The sequence below is a fragment of the Streptomyces sp. NPDC088766 genome, assembly GCF_044750845.1.
In the GTDB taxonomy this organism is placed as follows: domain Bacteria; phylum Actinomycetota; class Actinomycetes; order Streptomycetales; family Streptomycetaceae; genus Streptomyces.
In genome coordinates, this window is the sequence record NZ_JBIVKQ010000004.1 from 58,045 (window position 1) to 81,774 (window position 23,730).

The 23,730-nt window shown below is 70.1% G+C and carries 23 protein-coding genes; 9 read left to right on the forward strand and 14 right to left on the reverse strand.

The window, feature by feature from the left end; all coding sequences use genetic code 11:
* Positions 1–20: 20 nt before the first annotated feature.
* Together ACIP5W_RS07455 and ACIP5W_RS07460 are read right to left on the reverse strand one after the other, a co-directional pair.
* Positions 21–1,316 carry an ABC transporter substrate-binding protein gene (locus tag ACIP5W_RS07455; protein WP_401468125.1) on the reverse strand — a complete coding sequence of 432 codons (1,296 nt, stop codon included), beginning with the start codon at positions 1,314–1,316 and terminating at the stop codon, positions 21–23.
* Positions 1,317–1,416: 100 nt separating this feature from the next.
* Positions 1,417–1,605 carry a hypothetical protein gene (locus tag ACIP5W_RS07460; RefSeq protein ID WP_401468128.1) on the reverse strand — a complete coding sequence of 63 codons (189 nt, stop codon included), beginning with the start codon at positions 1,603–1,605 and terminating at the stop codon, positions 1,417–1,419.
* Between the two features lie 264 nt (positions 1,606–1,869).
* On the opposite strand from ACIP5W_RS07460, the gene ACIP5W_RS07465 reads away from it, so the two are divergent.
* Positions 1,870–3,402, forward strand: coding sequence for a glycosyl hydrolase family 28 protein (locus ACIP5W_RS07465; RefSeq protein WP_401468131.1), 1,533 nt, complete (start codon positions 1,870–1,872; stop codon positions 3,400–3,402).
* Between the two features lie 48 nt (positions 3,403–3,450).
* Here the strand turns inward: ACIP5W_RS07465 and ACIP5W_RS07470 are convergent, their stop codons facing one another.
* Both ACIP5W_RS07470 and ACIP5W_RS07475 read right to left on the reverse strand, forming a co-directional pair.
* Positions 3,451–4,734, reverse strand: a complete 1,284-nt coding sequence (locus ACIP5W_RS07470; RefSeq protein ID WP_401468134.1) for a hypothetical protein — start codon at positions 4,732–4,734, stop codon at positions 3,451–3,453.
* Between the two features lie 57 nt (positions 4,735–4,791).
* Positions 4,792–6,033, reverse strand: coding sequence for a glucarate dehydratase family protein (locus ACIP5W_RS07475; RefSeq protein WP_401468137.1), 1,242 nt, complete (start codon positions 6,031–6,033; stop codon positions 4,792–4,794).
* A gap of 820 nt (positions 6,034–6,853) precedes the next feature.
* Here ACIP5W_RS07475 and ACIP5W_RS07480 point away from each other — a divergent pair.
* From ACIP5W_RS07480 to ACIP5W_RS07490, 3 genes are all read left to right on the forward strand, one after another.
* Positions 6,854–9,043, forward strand: coding sequence for an N-6 DNA methylase (locus ACIP5W_RS07480; protein ID WP_401468140.1), 2,190 nt, complete (start codon positions 6,854–6,856; stop codon positions 9,041–9,043).
* Between the two features lie 142 nt (positions 9,044–9,185).
* Positions 9,186–9,317, forward strand: a complete 132-nt coding sequence (locus ACIP5W_RS07485; protein ID WP_401468143.1) for a hypothetical protein — start codon at positions 9,186–9,188, stop codon at positions 9,315–9,317.
* Positions 9,314–9,886 carry a protein kinase gene (locus tag ACIP5W_RS07490; protein ID WP_401468146.1) on the forward strand — a complete coding sequence of 191 codons (573 nt, stop codon included), beginning with the start codon at positions 9,314–9,316 and terminating at the stop codon, positions 9,884–9,886. The genes ACIP5W_RS07485 and ACIP5W_RS07490 overlap by 4 nt, the downstream gene beginning before the upstream one ends.
* Positions 9,887–9,964: 78 nt before the next feature.
* Here ACIP5W_RS07490 and ACIP5W_RS07495 read toward each other — a convergent pair whose 3' ends face one another.
* Both ACIP5W_RS07495 and ACIP5W_RS07500 read right to left on the reverse strand, forming a co-directional pair.
* Complete coding sequence (locus tag ACIP5W_RS07495; RefSeq protein WP_401468149.1) at positions 9,965–10,171, reverse strand: DUF397 domain-containing protein; 207 nt, start codon at positions 10,169–10,171, stop codon at positions 9,965–9,967.
* Positions 10,168–10,989 carry a Scr1 family TA system antitoxin-like transcriptional regulator gene (locus ACIP5W_RS07500; protein WP_401468152.1) on the reverse strand — a complete coding sequence of 274 codons (822 nt, stop codon included), beginning with the start codon at positions 10,987–10,989 and terminating at the stop codon, positions 10,168–10,170. Before ACIP5W_RS07500 ends, ACIP5W_RS07495 begins: the two co-directional genes overlap by 4 nt.
* Before the next feature lie 451 nt (positions 10,990–11,440).
* Between ACIP5W_RS07500 and ACIP5W_RS07505 the strand changes: the two genes are divergently transcribed.
* A complete protein-coding gene (locus ACIP5W_RS07505; protein WP_401468155.1) occupies positions 11,441–12,028 on the forward strand; it encodes a DUF6461 domain-containing protein in 588 nt (195 codons plus the stop codon).
* Positions 12,029–12,123: 95 nt separating this feature from the next.
* Here the strand turns inward: ACIP5W_RS07505 and ACIP5W_RS07510 are convergent, their stop codons facing one another.
* On the reverse strand, positions 12,124–12,996 hold the full coding sequence (locus ACIP5W_RS07510) for an aldo/keto reductase family oxidoreductase (RefSeq protein WP_401468158.1): 873 nt from the start codon (positions 12,994–12,996) through the stop codon (positions 12,124–12,126).
* A 132-nt stretch (positions 12,997–13,128) separates the two neighbouring features.
* On the opposite strand from ACIP5W_RS07510, the gene ACIP5W_RS07515 reads away from it, so the two are divergent.
* Positions 13,129–13,575 carry a winged helix-turn-helix transcriptional regulator gene (locus ACIP5W_RS07515; protein WP_401468161.1) on the forward strand — a complete coding sequence of 149 codons (447 nt, stop codon included), beginning with the start codon at positions 13,129–13,131 and terminating at the stop codon, positions 13,573–13,575.
* A gap of 49 nt (positions 13,576–13,624) precedes the next feature.
* On the opposite strand, the gene ACIP5W_RS07520 is transcribed toward ACIP5W_RS07515, so the two are convergent.
* Positions 13,625–13,972: a transposase gene (locus ACIP5W_RS07520; RefSeq protein ID WP_401468164.1), complete on the reverse strand. Its 348-nt coding sequence runs from the start codon at positions 13,970–13,972 to the stop codon at positions 13,625–13,627.
* Between the two features lie 255 nt (positions 13,973–14,227).
* Here ACIP5W_RS07520 and ACIP5W_RS07525 point away from each other — a divergent pair, with 255 nt between their 5' ends.
* Positions 14,228–16,282 (forward strand): TerD family protein, encoded by a 2,055-nt coding sequence (locus ACIP5W_RS07525; protein ID WP_401468167.1) that lies wholly within the window; start codon positions 14,228–14,230, stop codon positions 16,280–16,282.
* 112 nt (positions 16,283–16,394) lie between these two features.
* Here ACIP5W_RS07525 and ACIP5W_RS07530 read toward each other — a convergent pair whose 3' ends face one another.
* A complete protein-coding gene (locus ACIP5W_RS07530) occupies positions 16,395–17,615 on the reverse strand; it encodes a hypothetical protein (protein ID WP_401468170.1) in 1,221 nt (406 codons plus the stop codon).
* On the reverse strand, positions 17,597–18,766 hold the full coding sequence (locus ACIP5W_RS07535) for a hypothetical protein (protein WP_401468173.1): 1,170 nt from the start codon (positions 18,764–18,766) through the stop codon (positions 17,597–17,599). Before ACIP5W_RS07535 ends, ACIP5W_RS07530 begins: the two co-directional genes overlap by 19 nt.
* Before the next feature lie 230 nt (positions 18,767–18,996).
* Here ACIP5W_RS07535 and ACIP5W_RS07540 point away from each other — a divergent pair, with 230 nt between their 5' ends.
* On the forward strand, positions 18,997–19,503 hold the full coding sequence (locus tag ACIP5W_RS07540; protein WP_401468176.1) for an ATP-binding protein: 507 nt from the start codon (positions 18,997–18,999) through the stop codon (positions 19,501–19,503).
* A 299-nt stretch (positions 19,504–19,802) separates the two neighbouring features.
* Here ACIP5W_RS07540 and ACIP5W_RS07545 read toward each other — a convergent pair whose 3' ends face one another.
* The gene (locus tag ACIP5W_RS07545; protein WP_401468179.1) at positions 19,803–20,564 is read right to left on the reverse strand and encodes a hypothetical protein; all 762 of its coding nucleotides are present in this window, start codon (positions 20,562–20,564) and stop codon (positions 19,803–19,805) included.
* Positions 20,565–20,871: 307 nt separating this feature from the next.
* On the opposite strand from ACIP5W_RS07545, the gene ACIP5W_RS07550 reads away from it, so the two are divergent.
* Complete coding sequence (locus tag ACIP5W_RS07550; protein ID WP_401468182.1) at positions 20,872–21,084, forward strand: hypothetical protein; 213 nt, start codon at positions 20,872–20,874, stop codon at positions 21,082–21,084.
* Positions 21,085–21,399: 315 nt separating this feature from the next.
* On the opposite strand, the gene ACIP5W_RS07555 is transcribed toward ACIP5W_RS07550, so the two are convergent.
* The 3 genes from ACIP5W_RS07555 to ACIP5W_RS07565 form a co-directional block, all read right to left on the reverse strand.
* Complete coding sequence (locus ACIP5W_RS07555) at positions 21,400–21,618, reverse strand: hypothetical protein (protein WP_401468185.1); 219 nt, start codon at positions 21,616–21,618, stop codon at positions 21,400–21,402.
* A gap of 6 nt (positions 21,619–21,624) precedes the next feature.
* The gene (locus ACIP5W_RS07560; RefSeq protein ID WP_401468188.1) at positions 21,625–22,938 is read right to left on the reverse strand and encodes a hypothetical protein; all 1,314 of its coding nucleotides are present in this window, start codon (positions 22,936–22,938) and stop codon (positions 21,625–21,627) included.
* Between the two features lie 183 nt (positions 22,939–23,121).
* Complete coding sequence (locus ACIP5W_RS07565; RefSeq protein WP_401468191.1) at positions 23,122–23,637, reverse strand: contact-dependent growth inhibition system immunity protein; 516 nt, start codon at positions 23,635–23,637, stop codon at positions 23,122–23,124.
* Positions 23,638–23,730 lie beyond the last annotated feature (93 nt).

Here is a 23,730-nt window from a genome sequence, read left to right on the forward strand (position 1 = left end):
GCGCTGCACGACCGGTGCCGTCACGTGAGGTCCTGGGCTTCGAGCTCGGCGGTGATGTCCTTGTCGAGTTGCTTGAGCCCGGAGGCGATGTTGTCGCCACCGCAGTCGGCGAGGATCCTGTTGAGGCCCTCCGCCGCGGTCTGCTTCACCGCGGTGAAGTCGATGTCGACCGGGAAGCCGCGCGAGTCGTCGTCGTACTGCTGCTGCACGGTCTGCCACCGGGTGTCGCCCCGTGCCTCGGCGGCGCTGAGGGAGGTGTTGACCGGGATGCGCACCACGGGCTGGGTGGTGCTCTGCATGGCGATCTTCTGCGCTTCGGGGGTGATGAGGAACTCGGCGAGCTTCTTCTGGGCGTCGGTCTTCTTGGAGCCCGCGCCGAAGTAGATGTTCTCGCCCTCGGCCAAAGTGGTACTGCCGGCGGGTCCCTTGGGCGTGGGAATGATCTCGTACTTGTCCTTGCCGAGCTGCTGGTCGAAGCCGGACATCATGTAGGGGCCGGTGAGGTAGATACCGGCGGAACCCTGGCCGAAGTGGGGTGCGTTGGACGTGGTGGAGGTAAGGGCGCCGGGCTGCACGTTGCCCTTGGTGCAGAACTGCGTCTTGATCCAGCCGACGGCCTTCGCGGTACCCGGTGAGTCGATGACGGACTCGTAGGTTCCCTCACCGGTCTTCTCGACGAGGTCTCCACCGCCCTGCCAGATGTAGGAGGCGGCCCACCAGGCGAGGTACCCGCGCTCGGTGGAACCGGGGACGACCATTCCGTAGGTGTCGTCCTTGCCGTTGCCGTCGGGGTCCCGGGTCGCGAAGGCGATGGCGGTCTTCGTCATCTCGTCCCAGGTGGTGGGAGCTTGGAGGCCGAGCTTTTGCAACCAGTCCTTGCGGATGTAGGTGTTGAAGGCCTGACGGGAAAAGGGGACTCCGTAGGTCTTTCCGTCGATGCCCCTGGCGTAGTTCCAGTTGGCGGCGGAGATGCTGCTGCCGCCGGCGATGGACTCGGGGTCGATGGGGGCGAGCAGGCCCTGGGACTGGTAAGTGCCGAGTGAGGAGGCGTCGTTGATGAGGACGTCGGGCAGGTCCTTGGAGGCGGCGCGGCTCTGGAGCTGCTTGTCGAACTCGAGCACCGGCTGGTAGTCGACCTTTATCCCGGTCTTCGCGGTGAAGGCGGCGAAGACCTTCTTGTACGTGGCGGCGGGCTCGGGCGCGCTGCGGGTCCACACTTCGAGGGGCGCGTCGGTGGCGGACGAGCCCTCGCCGCCGGCACCGCAAGCGGTGCCGGCGGCGAGCAGGCCCGAGAGGGCGAGAATGCTGAGGGGCACACGGGAAGAGGCAGCGCGCACGACTACTCCGTCCATATACATGAATCGTTTCACGTCTGTGAACGATGAGCGCACTTTAAGCCACCCGTCGACCGCAGAGTCAATAACCGTGCGCGAATTGTTCTGGCGTGTTGACAACGTTGTCCCGGTGCGATGATGATGCCCCCTCAGCAGGCGCTTCCGCATGAAGCAAACCCGCGAAGAGCACGTCAGCAAGTGAAAGACAAGCGGCCCGTGACAGGCTGTCCGAGCCGGCAGGAGCCGACTCCACTACCAGCTCGATGTTCATGTACATGAACATCGCGGCAGGTCTGGCATCTCCTGCCCTGCCGTACGCCGCCGACTTCCGCCCGGTGACGGCGCATGCCCCCACCCCGCACGTCACCGAGGCCTCGACCGAAGGGATCTCGCACACCTCATGTGGAAGCGATCCGGACCACATCCTCGTCTCACAGCACAACCGCCGGCCCATCCGTGGCGGCGCGGTGGGCTCGCACCGCTGCTCGCCCGACTGCTCGCCGCCCTGCTCGTGGCCGTTGCGTCGGTCGTGGCTGTGCCCGGCGCCTCACAGGCCGCCGCCGCGGCCGTGCAGGTCTACCCCGTCCCCTCGATCTACGAGGCCTCCGCCGACTACACGCTCACCGTCAACGGGCAGCACGTGCCGGTGACGCGGTACCCGGGCTACGACATAGCCCAGTTCGCCATCGGTGCGGGCCAGGCAGACCTGGCGCTCACGAAAACCAACAACACCGACATCGGCGCGTATGCCATCAGCCCGGTCAAGCTGGGCATCACCGGCAGCGTCAGCGGTCCCACGCTGAGGTTCAGCGTGCGCAAGGACGCCTACCTGATCGTCCGGCTCGACGGCCGGCCCAAGTTGGTCATCGCGATCGACCCCGCCGAGACCGACCGCCCCGCTTCCTCGGGCGCCGGGGTGTTCAACGTGCGCAGCGCCCCCTACGGGGCCCAACCCGGTACCGCATACTCCACCACCGCCTTCCAGACGGCGCTGAACGACGCGGCCGCCTGGGGCTCGGCGCACGGCACCCAGGGAACCGTGTACGTGCCGGCCGGGGTCTACACCCTGGGCAGCCTCTACCTGCGCAGTGACCTCGCCCTGTACCTGGAGCCCGGTGCGGTCCTGCGCTACACGGGCGAACGCGACCACTACGACGTCCACTGGCACAAGGACTCCCAGCAGCGGGACGTGACCTGGTTCCTCTCCACCCGCTACTCGTCGAAGAACATCTCGGTCCACGGGCGAGGCGTCATCGACGGCAACGGCAAGGCGGCCCTGGCCCCGGGCAACCTCGGGGTGAACCTGCTGACACCCGTCTACACCACGAACTTCCGCGTCGACGGCATCACCTTCCGGGAGTCGAGCAGTTGGGCCGTCATGCCCATCCGGTCCACCGACATGCGGTTCACGAACATCAAGATTTTCAACCGCTTCGACATGGGCGAGAACGACGGCATCGACGTCATGGAGTCCGGCAACGTGCGGGTCACCCACGCCATCGGCATCGGGCTGGACGACCCCTTCAGCACCAAGACCTGGAACAGCGACGTCGACCTCTTCCGCAAGGTCCCGGGGAGCCCGCGACCGCTGTCGGACGTCGTGTTCGACGACCTCGTCTCCTGGACGTACTGCTACGGGGTCAAGGTCGGCCAGGGCGTGATCCAGAATCAGGACGGCGTCACCTTCAGGAACGTCGTCGTCCACGACGCGGCGGTGGGTATCGGCGTCCACCACAAGTACGGCTCCGCCGCGGCCAGGAACATACGGTTCGAGAACGTCGACATCGAGAACCTCAGCTTCAGCAACGACAGCAACCGCACGTGGCTCGCGCTGTGGACGGGCAGCACTCTGGGGGTGGGGCCGGTCACCGGCGTGGCACTGTCGGACATCCGGGTGCGCAGCGCGGGCACGACGGCCGCCCGCGTCAACGGCCAGCCGGGCGCGCCCATCAGTGACGTCACGCTGCACAACGTGGTGATGCCCGGCAGCACCGCACCGGCCACGACACTGGCTCAGATGAACCTCACGAACCTCTCCGACTACAGCAACCTCACGGTTCTGCCGTGATTTCCCGGCCGGTCCGGACCACGGCCGTGGTCCGGACCGGCCGGGGAGTCAAACCGCCGGGACGGCACCGGCAGGCGCCGTCCCGGCACGCCGCTGCGGGACGGCGTCGGCGGCACGTACGGCGCGCAGGGTCTCGTCCAGCGGCGGACGCGGCACGTAGTGGCCGAAGGTGTCGTTGGCGAAGAAGGAGACGCCATCGATGTGCGCCGCCTGCCGGCGCAGCACCTCGCGCTGGTAGAGGTAGGAACGCCGGTCGTCGAGATGGGTGCGGTACCAGTACCAGGGGTCGACGAAGTCCAGGCCGAACAGCGTCCGCGGTCCGGGTCCGGGTCCGGGGCCGAGGGCCGCCTTGCTGAGCAGGTTCGGCACTATTTCGGTGCGTTCGACGAGCACGGCGAAGGTGGACACCAGGACCGCGTCGAGAGCGGTGTAGCAGGCGTCGGTCATCCCCCAGACGCTCCGTTCCACGTCGGCACGCCAGTAGGTGTCCATCCAGTACACGAGCCGGTGGCCCATGTGCTCGCGCATCCGCAGGAAGAACCGCTCGATCCCCGCGGCGCGTTCCGTCGTGAGCTCCGGCGCGTTGTCCGGGTGCCAGAACCCGATGAGGCCGAACTGGTTGCCCAGCATGACGCCGTCCAGCCCGAAGTCCTCGACGAAGGCCGCCGTCTGGGCCGCGACGAAGTCGCCGGCCGGCGTTCCCCCGGGCACGCCCCGCGGGAAGGCGCGGTAGGGACGGTCGTCCGCGGCCAGAGGCAGGGTGACGTCGATGACTCCCGGCACCATGTGACCTCCCGCGTCGGCCGCCGCGGCCGAGACCTCGGGGTGCCGGAGCGTCTTCCACTCGCTGCGGCAGAACTCGGGTCCGGGTTCGAGGTACTCCAGGAGCGTCAGTCGGATGCCGTTCCGTTGCGCGGCCCGGCGCAGGGCCCGGTAGACGGCGGCGAGGCGGTGGTAGTCCAGCGGCTGTTCGGACAGGGTGAACATGGGCCCCGCCGAGTACGGGTTGTACGACCGCTCCCCGCCTTCGCGGACGCGGGTGAGCCAGTCGGCGTTGTGCCGCCGGGCGAGGGCCGCGGGCCCCTTGCCGCCGGTGTCGGCGGCGTAGCAGTTGTAGCGGGCCCAGTCGAACTCCTCGTCCCGGCGCCCCGTGTAGTTGAGGATGTGGTCCCCGTTTCCCGCGCAGAAGACCACCGTGACGTCACGGTCCGCACACCAGTCCTGGTGGTGGGTGAAGAAGGCGTCGATGCCGGGTTCGGGGTCGTCGAGGTCGTCGAAGACCTTGGGTGTGAGCCAGAGGCAGGCTTCGAGACGTGGACGGGTTTCGGGCACGGAGAGTCCTTTCGGCCGCTTGCGACGGCCTGTTCACGACGGTGGTGCCGCGGCACCTCACCAGCGGGGCAGTGTCGGGTCGTAGTCCGGTACGACACGGCGCAGGTAGCCGGTGTCGTCGCGGCGTTCACGGCCCGAGTCCAGGTACGCGCGGTGGAGCCGGGCGAGTGCGTCCTCGTCGAGTTCGACGCCCAGGCCGGGCCCGCGGGGCACCGGAACGCTTCCGTCAACGAAACGGAGCGCTCCGGGCCGGACCACGTCGTCCTGTGCGTTCCAGGGGTAGTGGGTGTCGCAGGCGTAGGTGAGTTCGGGGACGGCAGCGGCCAGGTGCACCATCGCGGCGAGGCTGATGCCGAGGTGCGAGTTGGAGTGCATCGACAGGCCGATGCCGAACGCCTGGCACAGCAGGGCCAGATCGCGGCTGCGGCGCAGTCCGCCCCACAAGTGGTGGTCGAGCAGCAGCACCTGTACCGCGTCCTGCCGGACGGCGGGAGGGACGTGCGACAGGTTGGAGACGACCATGTTGGTCGCGAGCGGCACGGGGGAGGAACGGGCCACCTCGGCCATGCCCTCGATGCCCGGGGTCGGATCCTCCAGGTACTCCAGGACATCGGCGAGCTCGCACGCCACGCGTTGCGCCGTGGGGACGGTCCAGGCCGCGTTCGGATCGATGCGCAGAGGCAGGCCGGGGAAGGCGTCCGCCAGGGCCCTCACCGCGTCGATCTCCTCCTCGGGCCGGAGGACACCGCCCTTGAGCTTGAGGGAGCCGAAGCCGTACCGGCCGATCATCCGGCGCGCCTGGGTGACGATGCCGTCGGGGTCCAGTGCGGGTCCCCACTCGTCGGACTGGGCTGGGTGCCCGTCCAGTGCCGGGTGCCCGTCCCACTTGTAGAAGAGGTATCCGCTGAACGGTACGGCGTCGCGCACGGCTCCGCCGAGGAGGTCGCTCACGGGCCGGCCGACGAGTTTGCCCTGCGCGTCCAGTGCGGCCACTTCGAGGGGGGCCCAGGCCGAGTCGCGTTCTTCCTCCCGGAGCGTGGTGTCGCGCAACGCGTCGTGAACGGCTCGCCGGGCCTCGGTGGTGGCGAACACGTCGAGGCCCGCGACCGCCCGTGCCGCGACGCGCAGCCGATCGGTCTCCGCCCGTCCTCCCGGGCATTCGCCCAGCCCCACGATGCCGTTCTCCAGCTTCAGCTGGACGACGCAGCGCAGCGCGAGGGGCTCGTGCACGCCGGTGCTGTTCAGCAGCGGCGGGTCCCTGAGGGCGATGGGAGTGACCACGACGTCGACGATCTTCAAAGAAAGCTCCCGTGTAGGCCCGAGCACTTCCGACGGCAACGTCGTCCGTTCGTCCACGGAGGCCGCGTCAGAGCCGAGCAGGACAGACGTTGTTCATGTATATGAACATTGTTCATGTCAAGGAATATGTGGGCGACACGTTAAGAAGGAATGCGATCTCCCGTCAAGAGTGATTCGCCGGCGCCGCACGGTGAGTCCCCGTGCGGCGCCGGGACGGGCTCGGGCCGGGAGCGACCGGCCGGTTCGGCCGGCGGAGCCGGGTCGGCCCGGCGCCCGTTCCACGCCGGCGACAAGAGCCGGGCAGGTTCCCGACAAGAGCCGGGCAAGTTCCCGGCAAGACCGGGCCCTCGCCGTACGGCAGGCAGACTTCGGCGATGCCGCAGGCATTCCCGGCCGAGCCGACGGAGGCCGCGACGCCGGCCGCGTGCAGGTGCCCGGCGAGTGTGAACGACGCGTACCGCGAGCCCGCACCGGAGTGACGCATCGGCTCCCCGGGGGTGGCGGGCCGTTGATCCACGCCTCGACGGCGGCCTGGCCGTGCGCCCCTCCACGCACCGCGGGCCGCGCCCCCGCACCCGTGACGCCCGACGCAGGCCACGCCCGCTTCGAACGGCCCGTTCAGCCGACCCTCTTCCACTCCTGGCACTGATCGACCTGAAGCACTCCCCCTTGCCGGGGGTCACCCGCCCCGACCCCTCCAGGTCGTTGTCGGCGATGATCGATACGATACCGAAAGCATTGTCAAACAAATATACGGGTTTGACGGGTGCTGTATTTTGTTTACGTCCCCAGCCGACAGCCAGAGAGCCGGAGCTCCCCCATGCCCCAGTCCTCCGCCCAGGTGACCGCCGCCGAGATCTCCCGCATCGCGGGGGTCACGCGCGCCACGGTCAGCAACTGGCGCCGTCGGCATGACGACTTCCCCGCCCCGTCCGGCGGCACGGACAGCAGCCCGCTGTACGACCTGGAGTCGGTGCGCTCGTGGCTCGCCTCGCGCGGCCACGCCTCGGCGGCTAGCCCGTCGGAGGAGCTGCGGACGACTCTCCGCCTGCACGCGCAGGGCGGCGGGGGCACATCGGACTTCCTGCTCCTCGTCCTCGCGGCGGCGGGCCTCTCACCGGAGGAGCTGACGGCCGCCGCGCAGTCGCCGGACGCGGACCTCGTCTCCCGCGCCGGGCGCGATGTGGCCACCGCGGCCGACGCCGTGCCGGCCGCGGACGCCGTCCGTTTCGAGGCGGACGACGCGGCGGTGCTGCGCGCGCTGTACACGTGCGTACGCGACGAGGGCGGGCAGGCCGCGCTGGGCGTGCTCGCGGAGCGGGAGTTGGAGGACAGCGCCGCCTCCGGTGCGTACCGGACCCCCGCGCAGCTCGCGGACCTCATCGCGCACCTGGTCCCCGGTTCCCCGGCCCGCGTCCTCGACCCGGCCTGCGGCAGCGGCACCCTCCTGGCGGCCGCCGCCCGCCGGGGTGCACGCGAGCTGTACGGCCAGGACACGCTCCCCGTGCAGGCCCGGCGCAGCGCGGTGAGCCTGATGCTGACGGCTCCGGAGGCCACGGTCACCGTGCGCGCCGCCGACAGCCTGCGCGCGGACGCCTTCCCCGGCCTGGTCGCCGACGCGGTGCTGTGCAACCCGCCGTTCGGCGTCCGCGACTGGGGTCACGACGAGCTGGCGTACGACCCCCGCTGGGCGTACGGCGTCCCGCCGCGCGCGGAGTCGGAGCTGGCGTGGGTGCAGCACGCGCTCGCCCACCTGACGCCCGGCGGTCACGCGGTCCTGATCCTGCCGCCGGCCGTGGCGGGCCGTGCGTCGGGCCGTCGTGTGCGGGCGGAGCTGGTACGGAACGGAGCCCTGCGGGCCGTGATCGCCCTGCCGGCCGGCGCGTCGGTGCCGCTGCACGTCGGTCTCCAGGTCTGGGTGCTGCAACGGCCCGAGCCGGGCGGCCCGGAGCGCAGGTCGGTGCTGTTCGTGGACGCGGCGGAAGCGCCGCCGGGCCCGGGAGGCGGCGGCACGGCCGGGGCCGGCCGCGCGCGGGGCGGCGGGAGCCGGTCCGCCTCCCTGGACTGGGACGGGCTCACGGCGCGGGTCCTCGGGGCGTGGCGGGCGTTCGCGGAGAGCCCGGACAGGTTCGAGGGCGAGCCCGGTGTCGCGCACGCGGTCGGTGTGCTGGACCTGCTGGACGACGTGGTGGACCTGACCCCGGCGCGTCTCGTACGGGCGTCGCGGGCCGAGGTCGATCCGGCGGAACTGGCGGCGGAGGCCGACGCGACGCGACGCGACCTCGTCGAGGCCGCGAAGTCCCTCGCACGGGTGGCCGGTCACGGGGAGTGGGGCAGCGCGGGCGCCGCGGCCCGCGAGTGGCGGACGGCGACGGCGGCCGACCTCTCGCGCGGCGGGGCGCTCACCCTGCTGCGGACGGTGCCGGAGGGCGCGCGGGGCACCCGCGCGGAGGGCGGGGACGGGGAGGGCGGCGGGGCCGGGGCCGCCCGCGCGGTCCTCACCGGCTCCGACATCGCGCACGGTTGCGGCCCCACGGGCGACCCGGCGGAGCTGCGCGGCGCCGTCCCGCCGCCGATCGCCGTCGGGGACGTCCTCGTACGGGCGGTCGCGGGCGGGGACGGCCCGATGGCGCGGGTCGCGGGCGAGGAGGACGCCGGGGCGCTGCCCGGCCCGCACGTCCACCTCTTCCGGCCGGACCCGGCCCGCCTGGACGCCTGGTTCCTCGCCGGGTTCCTGGGCGCGGAGGAGAACATCGCGGGCGCGTCGACCGGCAGCACGGTCCTGACGGTCAGCCCCGGCCGGCTGCGCGTGCCGCTGCTGCCGCTGGAGGAGCAGCGGCGGTACGGGGAGGCGTTCCGGCACGTGCACGAGCTGCGGGCCGAGGCCCGGCGGGCGACGCGGCTGGCGGAGGGGACGGCGCGACTGCTGGCGGGCGGGCTGACCGGGGGGCAACTGCTTCCGGAGCGGGACGGGGCGCCGCGAACACCGGGTGGCGGTTCGTCCTGGTGACCTCCGTGGCTTCCGCGCCCGGCGGGGTCGACGCCTCCGTCGGGCGATCCCCGTCCCCGGCCCCCACCGCATCCACTACCGTGTCTCAGGCGCGCATCGCGGCTGATCAGACGCTCGCCATGATCGAATCTCGAGGACACACGTGCAGATCACGCCCCTGCATCCGGAGGACCCGCTCTCGCTGGGCGACTTCGACCTTCTCGGCCGGATCGGCCAGGGAGGCATGGGTCAGGTCTTCCTGGGGAGTCGCTCGGCGGTGAGCCCGCCGCGGTGAAGGTGATCAAGCCGTCGGTCGTGGACTCCGAGTCCCGTCGGCGGTTCGCGCAGGAGATCGAGATCCTCAAGACGATCCGGGGTCCGCGCCTCGCGGCGTTCCTGGGAGCCGACGCGGAGGCGGAACAGCCGTGGCCGGCCACCGAGTACGTGGACGGCCCGGACCTCGCCCGGCACGTCAAGACGCACGGCCCGCTGCCGGCCGTCCTGACGGCGGCGCTCGGCGCGGTCCTCGCCGAGGCGTTGTCGGCCGTGCACACGCAGGGCCTGCTCCACCGCGACCTCAAGCCGGCCAACGTCCTGCTCGGCCCGAACGGCCCGAAGATCATCGACTTCGGTCTGGCCGCCTTCGCCGAGTCGACCGTCTCCCTCACGGCCCCCCACCAGGTGGTCGGCACTCCGATCTGCATGGCTCCCGAGCAGGCCGCCACCGCGAGGCCGAGATGCGCGCCGCGAACGCGCACTTCCAAGCTCGCTTGGACAAGGAGATCGCCGCCGGCCGCTGGGCTCCGCCGGGGAGCCGCGAAGCCTGAGCACCGCTCCTCACAGCGAAGGTGGGCGCTTCCTTGAGAGAAGCGCCCACCTCGTAAGCCGTCGTACGCCTCCGTTCAACCGGCCATGGACGGCCGACTCAGGGCAGCAACAAGCTCACATCGCCACAAGCAACGCCGACCACGCCTCCGAGCCAACCTTCAGTGCAGGCCCGTCCTGCGCTACCTGCTTCGAGTCACGCACGTATACAGCGGTAGCCTCCACAGCAACCTCAACGCACTCGCCGCCCGCGCCGCTGCTGTAGCTACTCGTGAACCAGCGCAGTTCCGAGCGAGGCTGGAGGCTCGCGTCTTCCGTGTTCATAGGTCTCCCAACAGCTTCTGAACAAATGCCAGTGACTCCGAGGGCGTGAGGCCCTGGGCTCGCAGGGTGCCGTACCGCTCCTCGAAGCCCCGGACCACCGGCCGCTCACTGTAGAGGTGGCTGTGTTCGTTCACCTCCACGTAGGCGATCCTCTGTGCCTTGCTCGTTTCCATCAAGGTGAACGGACCGCCCATCCCGGCATGTTGGCGCCGATCGGTCGGCATGACCTGGATCTCGACGTTGCGCTGCTGGCCGTAGAGGAGGATCTGCTCCAACTGAGCCCGCATCACCGCACTCCCGCCCAACGGCCGCCGCAGCGTGCTCTCCTCGATGACGAAGCTGATCGTCGGCATGGACCTGCGGGAGAACACTTCCTGGCGAGCCAGCCGGGCGGCTACGCGCTGGTTCACGGTCTCCTCGTCCAGAAGGGGGCGCCACATCTCGAACACCACCCGCGCGTACTCCTCGACCTGCAACAGCCCCGGCACGGCCTGGTTGGCGTACACATGCAGCTCGACCGCCCCCGCCTCCAGCTTCGCCGCGTCCCGGAAGAACGCCGGGTACCGCGCCCGCGCCACCTCCTCCTTCATCACCGCCAGCAGCCCGCCGGCCTCCAGCACCGCGTCCGCCCGCTCGATGAACTCCGGCCTGGGGATGCGCCGCCCCAGCTCCACCGACGCCACCATGTCCTCGCCGTACCCGAGCCTCGCGCCCAGCTCCGCCCGTGTCAGCCCCCGACTGGTCCGCAGCAGCTGCAACTGCCGCCCGAAACACCGCAGGATCCCCGTCTCGCCCTCACTGCCGCCCTGAGCCGTCATCGGTGACCTCACCCCGTCCGCCGTACCGAGGCACCCACCCCGCGTCCCGCCGCAGGCACCCCACCGTCACTCACACCTCACCCTAGGGACACGGAACGTGACTTTCGCGCCACTCGGCGCCACTCCCCCCCCGTACCGCGTACCAGCACTCACCCTCCCCACGTACAACACCCGCCTGTACACCCGCGCCCGCACACTTCACCGGCACCCCACGAACACCGTGCCATTACTCAATGAACCGCTCCGGGTTTGCTGGAGGCTCCACCAGCCCGATAGCCAACGGTTGCTGAACCAGCATCTCCCTGCGGTTCGTTGCACTGCTTTGGGGCGGGGTGTCGGCGGTACGATTTGCCTCACCGATGCGAACGGGTTTGCGCACGCGGGATGTTGACCGCGCCCAGGACCCTGTCACGGCACGCCCTGCATCTGTTGAGCTGAAGGACGCCAGGTGGTGACGGAATCTGCACTGGCCGGGTGTGTGCCCTGGGATCACTTCGGCATCACGTGTGTGCGTGGGTCTTCGCTCGACGAGGTGCTGTCGCGCCTGGATGTCGCCGATCAGGCACCGTATCCGCTGTGCACCCCCGAGGAGGCGTTGCAGTGCTTCGGGTGGGACGAGCAGACACCGGCGGTGAGGGTGTGCCGCAGCGGGGAGTGGATCTTTCTTCTCGATGTTGATGCGCACGGCAGGTTGCTGCAGCCGTCGGTGCTCTCCGGCTCGTCCATGGGGACCGAGGCAGTGTCGGTGCGGTACCAGATGGCGGGTACGACCCGGATCGTGCACGCGCGGGACGGGGAGATCATGGCCGACTTCGACGCCTGGGCGGTTCATATGACAACGGGCGCGGATACCTCTCGCATCCGTAGTGCTCTGGCTGACGTCGGCTTCTTCCCCGAGGACGAAGACGACTTCGACGACGATTGGTCCCCGTCTGCGATGGCGTTGGTGGCGCTGGAGCGCGCATTTGGGCTGACGCTTCCCCCGGAGGTGGCCAAGGGTGCCCTTCCGACGGTCAGCCTCCAGCACGTGCGAGGCTGACCGCCCGGCCATCGGTGGCCGCACGAAGGTGACCGGGGCCGAAACGTGAACGGTGACTTCGGTCGCGGCTTGCGGGCCGTTCAGCTACGGGGCATTCAGCGCCCGATGTCGTCCAGCTCGGTCAAGTCCTCATGAGAGAGGGAGAGCCCCGCGCCGGCGATGTTCTCACGCAGGTGCGCTGTCGATGACGTGCCGGGGATGAGCAGGATGTTCGGTGATCGCTGCAGCAGCCAGGCCAGCGCGACGGACATCCGTGTCGCCTTCAACCGAGCGGCGACCGCCGAGAGCGCCGAGGACTGAAGCGGGGTAAAGCCCCCGAGGGGGAAGAAGGGCACGTACGCGACGCCTTCGGCGGCGAGCCGGTCGATGAGCTTGTCGTCGTGGCGGTGGGCGAGGTTGTACATGTTCTGCACGCACACGATCGGCGCGATGCTCTGTGCCTCGGTGACCTGCTCCTCGGTGGCGTTGCTGACCCCGAGGTGGCGGATCAGACCCTGTTGCCGGAGTTCCACGAGCGTCTCGAACGCCTCGGCGAGCGAGCCGGGCTGGGGACCTTCGGCGTTGCCGAGTCGGAGGTTGACCAGGTCGAGTTCGTCGAGCCGCAGGGACTTGAGGTTGTCGTGGACCTGGCGGCGTAGATCTTCGGGTCGCCGGGCCGTGGGCCAGCCACCCTGTTCGTCGCGGGTCGCGCCCACCTTGGTCACGATGTGCAGCGACTCGGGATAGGGGTGCAGTGCCTCGCGGATCAGCTCATTGGTGACGCGCGGCCCGTAGGCGTCGCTGGTGTCGACGTGGGTGATACCGAGGCCGACCGCTTCACGCAGAACGGCCAGGGCACCCTCGCGATCGGTGGGCGGCCCCATGACCCACGGGCCGGCCAGTTGCATGGCGCCGTAGCCGAACCGGGTGACGGTCAGGTCACCCAGAGTCCAGGTGCCGCCGGGAAGAGAGAGGGAGGGTGTGCTCATCCTGTTGCCTTTCGTCGTGCACTCGGGGGGTGGCGCCTGCTGCCTCCCTGCATCAGCATTGGAGAGAAACTTCCTGTCGGGAAGTAGGCACTTTGGAGTGCGTAACCCACCCATCGGTGAGAGGTGCGATCAGTGACGACGACGAAGGCGGCCCAGAAGAGGGCTCAGGCCAAGGTGGAGTACAACGCGTTCCTGGCAGGGTGCCCCAGCCGACAGCTGCTCGACCGAATCTCGGACAAATGGGTCGTCCTGATCCTGTGTGCGCTGGGCGGCGACAACAGCCCTGGCCAGCCCGGTGCAGCACACGCAGACGCTCCGAAGGCGATGCGTTACTCCGAGATCTCTCGTCTTCTGGCCGGGGTCAGCCAGAAGATGCTGACCCAGACGCTACGGTCGCTGGAGCACGATGGCCTGCTCACCCGTACCGTGACGCCGACCGTCCCTGTCACCGTCTCCTACGAGCTGACCGACCTCGGCCTCTCACTCCACCACATGACGCGCGGGCTCAGGAACTGGGCGCAGACACACATGGCCGAGGTCCTCGCAAACCGCGAGAACTACGACGCTCGCACCTCCTGACGACTCACCTCCAACCGTCCAACAGCTCCATGTTCTCGGCACCACACCCTCAACTGAGAAGAGCCGCAAAACAGTCGGCGCGTCGGTCGAAGCGTCGTTGGGTGGGATCGATGCGGACCAAGAGGGCGCGGATCAGGTCCTGGCCGGTGCCGTCATCGCGCCACTTGGTGAAGTGGTACAGCACCGCACCGCGCGGCGGCAGGTCGTGCGGAAGCAGGTCCCACCGGCAGCCGGTGCGGCCCTGACAGAGGAGCGTGTTGACGATCTCCCGCACCCCATAACGGTTCTGGTGACCGCTGACCGAGCGGTGCGCGGCCTTCCATGCGGCGATCACCGGCTCGACAAACGCCCACTGCTCGTCGGCCAGGTCGGTCCTGCAGGGCTTGCGCTCGCTCACGTTGCTCAGCCCAGTACGCCCGAGCCCGCCGACCGGCCGGAATACCGTGCTGCCACACGTCCAGGTGACGGCAAATCGCCTATGCACTTACATACCGCCCTCTCGCACACCCGGCTTCACGGAACCTCCACGATCGAGCTCGGTGCGTATTACAGTCTTCCCCGCGCGACTCGTCATCTTGTGTCGCGCAAGACACAGTTGGGGCGGAATCTTCCGCATGCCCAGAGAACGCCGCCGGGGGGCTTTGTGCAGGAAATGATCATGGGTTCGAACGTGGCCCTGGCGGACCTGAGCGACGACGTCGGTTCGGTGATCGTCAGTCTGAGCTGGGTCAGCCCCACCGGCGAGGGCGACGCGGACGTGTCGGTCCTGCTGCTGGACTCGAACGGCAAGGTGCGCAGCGACGGCGACTTCTACTTCTACAACCATCCGGTGGCCGCCGACGGGAGCGTGCAGCTTCTGGGCAAGACGCCGACGGCGGACGGCAGTGAGGACCGGATCAGTTTCGACCTCACCGCGGTGCCGGCCGGGATCGACCGGATCGTGGTCGCCGCGAGCAGGTACGACGGGGCCCGTTTCGGCGAGTTGGAGGATGTGAGGATCACGCTGGCCGACGCGGCCGGTGAGAGCCTCCTGCGGTTCGCCGTCGATGACGCCGGTTCCGTGTCGGCGGTCATCTTCGGCGAGCTGTACCGGCGGGGCGAGGGATGGAAGTTCCGCGCCGTCGGACAGGGCTACGAGACCGGTCTCGCGGGGCTGGCGTCGGACTTCGGCGTCGACGTCGAGGACGACGCGGCCGCGGAGACGGAAGCGGCGCTCGAGGCCGCCGAAGCCGATGAGCGGGCGGAGGCGACGATCCCGGAACCGGCCGGGGAGCCGGCCGGGGAACCTGCCGGGCAGGCACCTCTGGCGGCCGTTCCCGCTCCTCGCCGGCCGGAGGGCGAGGCCGGTGAGCCGGGGAAGCCGGCCGCTCGTCCTCGCACCGCGAAGAAGAAGGTCGTCCTTCCCAGGACGGCGAAGAAGACCCTGGCGGAGAACGACTCCTGGAGGCAGGCCCGGCTCTTCCCGGTCTCGGTGCTCAAGACCGACCGGGACCGTGAGACGCGCGCGACCTCGGTGCTCCTGGCGGTGATGGCGCAGGTCCCGGAGTTCAGCAGGAGACTGACCGCCGGGTTCGGGGCTCCGGCCGGTCGCATGGAGACGTTCACGGAGGTCTCCCTCCCCCACGGGGAAAGTCCGCGGCGCCCGGACGGAGTGATCCGCGTGGAGCGGGCGGGCAAGCTGTGGACCGCGCTGGTCGAGACGAAGACCAACGGCAACGCGCTCAAGGCCGACCAGGTGCAGGCGTACATGGACATCGCCGCGCGCCGTGGTTACGAGGCCGTGATCACGCTGACGAACGACGTCGCGCTGGAGGGCAGTCCGCTCGTCGACGTCAAGATCGACAAGCGGCGCAAGCACAAAGTGGCCCTCTGGCACCTGTCCTGGGCGGAAGTCGCGTACCAGGCGCAGATGCTGATCAGGCACGAGGGAGTGGGCAACGCGGCACACGCCTGGCTGCTCCAGGAACTGCTGCACTACCTGCAGCACGAGAACTCGGGCTGCCACGGCTTCCAGAACATGGGCCCGGCCTGGGTCCCCGTGCGCAACGGGATCGACGAGGAAACCCTCTGCCAGGGTGACGCACGGGCACTGGAGGTGGTGGAGAGCTGGGAGCGGCTCGTCCGCCAGGTCTGCCTCAGGCTCGGCGGCGAGCTCGGACAGAAGGTCCTCCCCGTTCAGCGCGCCAAACGCGGAACGGATCCCAAGGAACGCCGGAACCGCCTCGCCGACCAGCTCTGCCTCGACGGGCGACTCCAGGCGGAGCTGCGCATCGACGGCACTCCCGGCGTCCTGACCCTCAGCGCCGACCTGCGCACCGGCAAACTCCGCACCGGTATCGACGTACCGGCCCCCGCGCAGGGCTATCCCCTGAGCTGGGCCAAGCGGCTCGTCCGACGCCTGGCCGAGGCACCGGCGGACCTGCACGTCGAAACCCTCGTCGACAGCGAAACCGGAGGCCCGCGCGGAACACTGGAGCGGCTCCGCCCCGAACCGGCGGACCTGCTCCCCAAGGACAACAACACCAGGATCACCGGGTTCCGCCTGTCCCTGCTCAAGAGCATGGGAAGCGGCCGCGGCAATGCCGAGACCGGCTTCATCCGCAGCGTCGACGACGCCGTGCACCGCTTCTACACCGGCGTCGTCGTCCACCTGGACACCCCGACGGCGAGCCGGACACCGTCCAAGGAGCGAGCAGCAGCGGGATGACACCCGGGCGCGGACGGCGGCGACTCCGTCCGCGCCCCTCGCGAGTCGTCCTCTCGCACGGGCCCGCCCTCACCGCGTACAGCCCCCGCCTGTACACCCGCGCCCGCGTGACTCACCACCACTCCAGGAACACCGTGCCGTTGGCCAGTGAACCGTCGGAGATGTCGGTCGCCTCCCCTTCCCCCGAGGTCGACACCGCTCTGAAGTCGGCCTGGTCGCCCCACTGCCCGTACCGGTCGTTGGGGAGGTGGACGGAGGCGATGAACCTCCTGCCGTCCGGCGAGACCAGCAGCCCCTCGGCGACCCACCCGTCGCTCGCGCGGGCCACGGCGACCGTGGCCCCCTCGGCGCGGCCGGTACGGGCGTTCACGGTCCGGAAGACGCCCGACCGGACGCGGCACAGCACCCGGTCGTCGCCGACCCATCCGACGACGCCGACGCACCCGTCGAGCAGGGTGGCGGTGCGGGCCGGCGCCCGGGTGAGCGGTCCCGAGGAGTCCCAGGTGTCGAAGACGTGCCCGAAGATCCTCGGCGCGGTCGCGGTGAGACGCCGGCCGCCGGGGGCGAGGCGCACCGCGTTCGCCTGGACGGCACGCGGGGGCCTGCCCGAGACGGCCAGGGGGAGGTCGTGCCCGGTCGCCGGGCCCTCGTCCGACAGGCGGTGGTCCCCCTCGACCGACCGGGAGCCGATCCTGTGGTCGCCGGCAGGGGTGGTGTACGTGAACCACACGCTGCGTCCGTCGGGCGCCATCACGGCGTTCTGCTCGTCGTCGCCCGCCGCCTCGCCCAGGCGCACGATGTCGTCGAAGTTCGCTTCGGCCTCCACGAAACCGGCGTGGCTGGTCCTGCCGTCGGGGTCCCGGAGCACCACGGCCATGCGCGTGAACGCCAGGTCGAACAGGGCGCGGACCCGGGGGGCCACGTACTCCAGATCGTCCACGGCGTAGGGGGAGGAACTGTCGGGATGCGACCGGCAGAGGTCCACGAGGGGGCTGTTGACCGCCTTGACGTCCGGGTAGTTGCTGAACGCGGCGTCGGTCGGGACGTTGAAGATCCGCCGCTCGCGCACGCGCCACCGCTCGGGGTCCCAGGCCTGCACCTCGACGCCGACGTACCGCGCACCCATGCTGCACGTCGCGGTGACGACGGTGCCCTCGCGGGTGAACGGGCTGTCGGGGAGGGTGTATCCGCGGTTGCCCCGGTAGGGCGCCGAGGGACGCGGCTGCGGCGCCTGCTCCTTCTCGGACGGCGAGGAGTCGCATCCCGGGACGCACAGGACGGCCAGGACGGAGACGAGGACCGCCACCTTGCGCGTCAGAGCATCCCGTGACAATGCTCCTCCTCGGGCTCGTCGTGGCACGACGTCCAGGGCATGGCCCCGAAGATCCAGCTCTGCCGGGGATCCTCCGGCACGGACTCCGTGCGGATGCGGAGCGGCTCACCCTTGTCGTCCTTCAGCTGGACCCACCGGCCTTCCGGCACGTAGTTGTCGTTGTAGTGGAGCTTGAGGCCCCACTCGCACGACTGTCCCGGCGGCGCGATCACCTCGGCCCGGAGCGCGCCCGAGGACTGCCCGCCGCCGACGCCGATGTGGTCGGTGGCGAAGTAGGCCTCGCCCTGGTTCTCGGCGTCGTCGGTCCGCACCGGTTCGTCGGCGCGGGGCGGGAGGTGGAGCCGGATTCCCTGGTAGGGGGCTCCGCCCTGCGGCGGACGGCCGATGACGGCCTGCGCGGTGCTCTTCCTGCACACGAGGTCGGTGACCTTCCAGTCGTTGACGCTCACCTCGTACTGCCGGGTGCTCAGCACCGTCATCTTGACCGTGTCCGAGAACTCCATGCGTCCGCTGGAGGCCTGCTCCTCGGTGTACCGCTTCGGGGCGTGCTCCAGCAGTGGCACGTAGGCGAGCGGACGGCCGCCCAGCGACTTCAGGTAGGAGAAGACGTCCGGGTTGTCGGGGGACGTCATGGTCCGCACCTCGTCGGCGGTCAGCGTCCGGTCGAGCACCATCGCCCATTCGGGGGGCTCGCTGGTCTCGGGCCGCACGGTCACCGTGAAGGGCGGCTGGGAGGCGTCGTACTTCTTGTTGGAGTCGTTCTCCTCGACCACGTTCCGCTCGATCGTGAAATATTCCACCAACGTGTCCCGGAAGACGGCCCCGAAGATCATCATCACCACCACCAGCAAGGTGATGGCCTGCCTGCGCCGGGAGGAACCGGGAGCCAGGCCCAACGCCTCGGCGACGATCGACCAGAAGCCCTCCCGGCGTTCGCCCCCTGTGCCGGGGGTCCGGACGGCGAGGGCGGCGGGGTCGGCGCGGCGGCGGGCGGCGAGGCTCCGGCCGGGGCTCGGGGCGGGGCTCCGGCCGGTGCGGGCGGTGCGGGCGGCTGCGAAGTGCTGCCTCCTGCCGTGGTGTTCCCGGTGGTGTCCGGCCGGGATTCCGGTGTCCCGCCCGATGGCGCGGTCGCCGTCATGCCGTCCCCTCACGACGTGATCGGTGGTTGCCGCCCGGCGTCCGGCACGGAGTCCGTACAGAACCCGCCCCTCCAGAGCGCCGACCGTCCCTCACGACCCACCATAGAGACAAGTGCCGTACCTGTCGCACGAGTTGACGTCTCTCCTCGTACCCCACACAGACGCACCGCCTCACGTACAGCTCCCTCCCGTACAGGTGTCGCTCCTGGTGGCACGCCCGTCACGGCCGCCACGCTGACGGCATGCACAGCCCCTCCTCCCAGCGGCACCGGCCCTCCCCCGGTCCCACGGCCGCCCCCACCGAGCTCGCCCTCTCCTTCACCTCGACCCCGCGGGGCGCCCGCCTGGCCCGGCTGTTCGTCGCGCACTGCCTGGACTCCTGGGGCCATCCCTACGACGGCCACGTCAACGAAACGCTGTCACTCATCACCGCCGAACTGTCCGCCAACGCCGTACGGCACGGACGCGTCCCCGGCCGGGACTTCCACGTCCGGCTGACCGCCGAGGCGGACGGCGGACGGCTGCGCGTGGAGGTCTCCGACACCCGCGCGGAACACCGGCCCGCCGTCACCGCCGCCCCCACGGCCCCCGACGCCGAATCCGAGACCGGCCGCGGCCTCCTCCTCGTCACCGCCCTGGCCGACGACTGGGGCGTCACCGACCGCCGCGGCGGCCCCGGCAAGACGGTGTGGGCGGTGGTGGACACCGCCTCGGGCGGCCGGCCCGGTGTCCGGCCGTCACCACGGTGAAGAAAATCTTCAGCAGCGACCGGAACTCCGGTGACAGATGCCGGCAGCTTTCGGCGGGTCTTGGTGGCCGAGTGGATCGGATCGATCGGAGAAGATCCGGCCCTGCCCACCAGAGCGGTGACCGGCCTCATGGTCCGCACGGCGCGCCGCTCACGTCGCACCGAGGCCCGTGGACGGCCACTCCCGGTCGGCCGGGACGCAAGGCGTCGGGTCCGCCGCGAGCGCCGCGGACCCGACACCTTGGCCGTCGCAGCCGTTACCGCCGGCTCGGCCCCATCAGCCCGGCGTCACCGCGGACATCACTTCACCACGACGTCGTCCCCGGACGACCTCGACGGCCCGGTGGTGGTGTTGCCGTAGTACGCCCAGCGCCACGTACCCGTCTTGGATGCCTTCACGGTCGTCCTGAGATTGCCCGAACCGTTCGCGTGCACCTTCTTCACCGTGGTGTAGGAGGCGGCGCCGGCAGGCTTGAACTGCAGGCTCACCTGGCCTCCTCCGTAGGAGGCGTACTTCCTGGTCTCCCAGTCGGCCCGCGTGACCTTTCCGGTCACGGTGATGGTCCCGCCCTTGGACACCGGTTCGGGCGAGGCGTTGACGGTCAGGCGGGAGCCGCGCTTGACGTAAACCGTCAGACCCTTGTCGTCAATGTCACCGCCGCCGCCCTTGAAGTACACCTCGGCCCCGACCTTCCATACCCCGGCCTCGCTGTTGCGCATGTCCCACACGCTCGGGTCGAAGTACATCGTCTCGTCGAAGTCGCAGACGCCCGAGCTCACCTTGATGCAGTCGCTCGTCTCGATGGCGTGCCACAGCCGGTCACCCGCACCACCGCGGTACAGGAACACCGCCGGCCACTTCCACTTGTGCGTGGTCGCCATCCGGAAGGAAGCGGGCACCGCCACCTCCGACACCCCGACCACGATCGGCTTGCCGCCGTTCACCTGGACACGGGAGAACGAGACCCCACCCTCGGCCGCCCCGGCCGGCACCGCGGCCACGGCCGTGAACACCGCCGCCGCACCACCGGCCACGACGACTCTCCAGACCTGCTTCCCCACCTGATCCCCAATCTGCGTACGGAAAGGCACCGAAGGCTCATCCCTCCAGCGCCTTACAGACAGCCGACACCCACACGGGGTTGTACGCCCGCGCATCACCACGGGGCATCAGACACCCCCTTTCCCGGCGGGCCGGCATGCCGCCTGCCGGGCCCGTCCTCAGCCGGTCCCCCGCACTCTCGCAGCGGTCCGCTCGGCGAGTTCGCGGAGGCCCTCGGTCGGCGTCCCCCTCGCCGTCCTGCTGAACCGCTACACCACGCTCCTCGCCGGCCGGCACGCTCGGGCCGTCTTCCGGAACGAGGCGCGGGTGATCGAACTCGCCGAGAGGATGAGCAGGAACAGCCGGCACCCGCAGTTGATGCTGTGGGTCGCATGGCTCGTCATCGGAGCCAACTCCAAGACCGCGGACGACGAGGCGCTGCTGATGCGGCACCTGGTGCGGCTGGTCCGGGAGTGGCACGAGGTGGTCGACGAGCAGCTCGCGCACGTCGTCGCCATCGACCCGCCGCCGAGCCGGTGACCACGCACGGGTCCCCACGCGCGGCGACGGCCGCCTTGGAGGGGACACCGCTGTGGTTCTCCCGCGCACTGCCCGGCTGCGGGCGCCAGGAGAACGATCCTCGCCCGCCTCAGGCAATGGCGGATCCTCCGCAAGACCCGCTGCAGCGCCAACCGGACCGGTCGGATCGTCTCCGCCGCCCACGCCGTCGAAGACCACCCAGCGATCAGGATGAGAAAGGCTCACCGACGACGTGACGGGCTCCCGGCTTCTTCGGCGGCCCGTCACGAAAGGTCGAGGCGAGATCAGGTGGCAGCGTGACCCGATCTCGATGATTCAGCGCTGAGGAGAAAGGCCGCTGCTGCCGAGGCCTTTGAAGCGCCACATGATGAGAGCCCAGACCGCAGCGACAATACCCATACCGATCCATGCCTCAGTGATCCCTTGCACCACAATGAGATAGAGCAGAAACAGGAGACATGGCACGGTGGCAATGGTCGTCCAGCGCAGATTTCGGCGGGTCTTGCTGGAGGCGGTAAAACTTTCCGTCCCCATCTTCGTCTACGCGGCCAGAGCGGGGAACACGACCACCGAGCCGTCCCTGTCGCGGGCGATCTCGATCGCCACGTCCGGCGTGGGGCCGTCGGCCGTGACGCCGTCGGCCAGCCGGTGGATCCGGTTCGCCGCGCGCATCAGACGGTCGACCTCGACGTTGGTGAAGACGGGCCGCAGGCCCTGCGGGCGTGCCAGCTCCAGCGCCGACAGACGTTGGAGGACACCAGCGATGCCCGACTCCAGTTCGTCGAGGCGCCGTTGGGCGGACTTGAGCGCGCGGGTGAAGTTCTCGAACGGGTTGCCGGGGTCGCTCTGGGCGTGCTCGACGGCCTGCAGGACGACGACCCGCCGCTTCAACGCGATCGCCAGGGCGGCGAGTTCGAGGTGGGCGCGGAACGTGCCGCCGTCCTCGTCGACGCCGGGGAACGCCTTGGTCAGCGTGGCGATCTCGACGGCCTTGCCGTCGGGCAGCTTGTCGAGTGCGCTCCGCCACTTGGCGAGACGGTCGTCGGCGGCGCCCAGCGCCGTGTTGATGGCGTGCACCGCCGAGTCCAGTCCCAGCGAGACACCGGGCCTGCCGTGGTCGAGCAAAACGGCGGTGGCCTTGTCGATGGCGTCGCGGCAACCGTTGAGTTCGCTGCGCTCGTCGTCGAGCTTCTCGTCGTGCAGTTGCTCCAGCAGTTCCGTGATGTGTTCGACGGCTTTCTGGCGCTTGTGGTCGGCGCTCGCGCTCACCCCCACCGCCACGGCCATGAGCACCAGCGGCGCGGCCACGGTGAGCGCCACGCTGCCGCCGACCGCGACGCCGGCGGTCGCACCGGCTCCACCGACCGCGCCCGCCGCCGCTGCCGTACCGACCGGCTGGAACGTCGCGCCGGCGACGATGCGGCCCGTCACCGAGTTCACGAGCGGGCCGCGGATGCCACCGGCCATCCCCTTCGTCGCCATCGGGCGGACGACGCCCTGCGCGAACTGGGCGGCGACCTTCGCCGGAACCACCATGCGGTACAGGCCCTCACCGGCGGCGGTCGCCGTGGCCGCCGCGGAGGAACCCCGCGCCGACTGCGTGATGAGCTGTGACAGGTGCTGCGCCAGGGGGCTGGCGGCGTCGAGCGGGATGCCCCGGCCGCGGTCGAGTCCGTCGGGCAGCGGATGCGCCTCGAGTGTGGCGATCGGCTGGTCGGCCAGGGCCGCCAGCACACCGCGCAGTTCGGCCAGGCGCTCAGCCGTCATCGGCCCGTCCCCCGCCAGTGCGGGCACTTGGACATCACCGGTCGCCAGCGTCCACACCGGAACGGTCGCCTTGCGGTAATCGATCATCGTCTCCCCCTCGTTTTCCGACGACAGCCTACGGCCGACGCCCGACAGGAGCGGCATGAATCTCGTGCCTTCAGACGGGGGAACCTCCGCACGTCACATCGCGCGGTGCGGGCCCGGCCGTGGACCTGGCCGTGAGCACCGTCGGGTCAAGCATCAGGCGGTGGACGACCTCGAGCCCGCACATCAGCCGCCGGCCAGCGTCACCGCCACCGCCTGGAACCAGGCTCCGTAGGAGAACGGCTCCGGCGGACCGACCTCCATGCCGAGTTCGGCGGCCGCCAAGGCATAGTCGCCCTCGTCCAGGGGGAGGGCGAGCAGCTCGTGGAGTTCACCCACCAGGCGTGCGACCAGGTGGGGGTCGGTGGTGGCGGCGTAGTCGACGACGTTGTCGAGGGTCGTTCCGTCGACGAGCTGCATCACCAGGCAGCAGACGTCCTCGGTGACGGCCGCGTCGTACACGGTGGTGGTGTTGGCGTGGTCCAGGTGGGCGGCGGCCTTGGCCTCCCTCTCGAAGCGTGCCAGGGCGGTGCCGCGCCGGTCGGGCAGCGCCAGAAGATCCGCGGCGACGGTCTTGACCGCGACGGGGCGCTCCAGATACACGTCCGTCCCCTGCCAGACGTGCCCCATCGCCCCTCTGCCCAGGATCCGCTCCAGCCGGTACCTGCCGCGCAGAATCCTGCCCGCAGCGAACTGCTCCACGTTCACGTCCTTCGGTGATTCCCCGCCGTGGCCCGCCACGTACGTGCGCCATGCATCGGGCACCGTACCCGGAGGCGGTTCGGCGAACGTCGG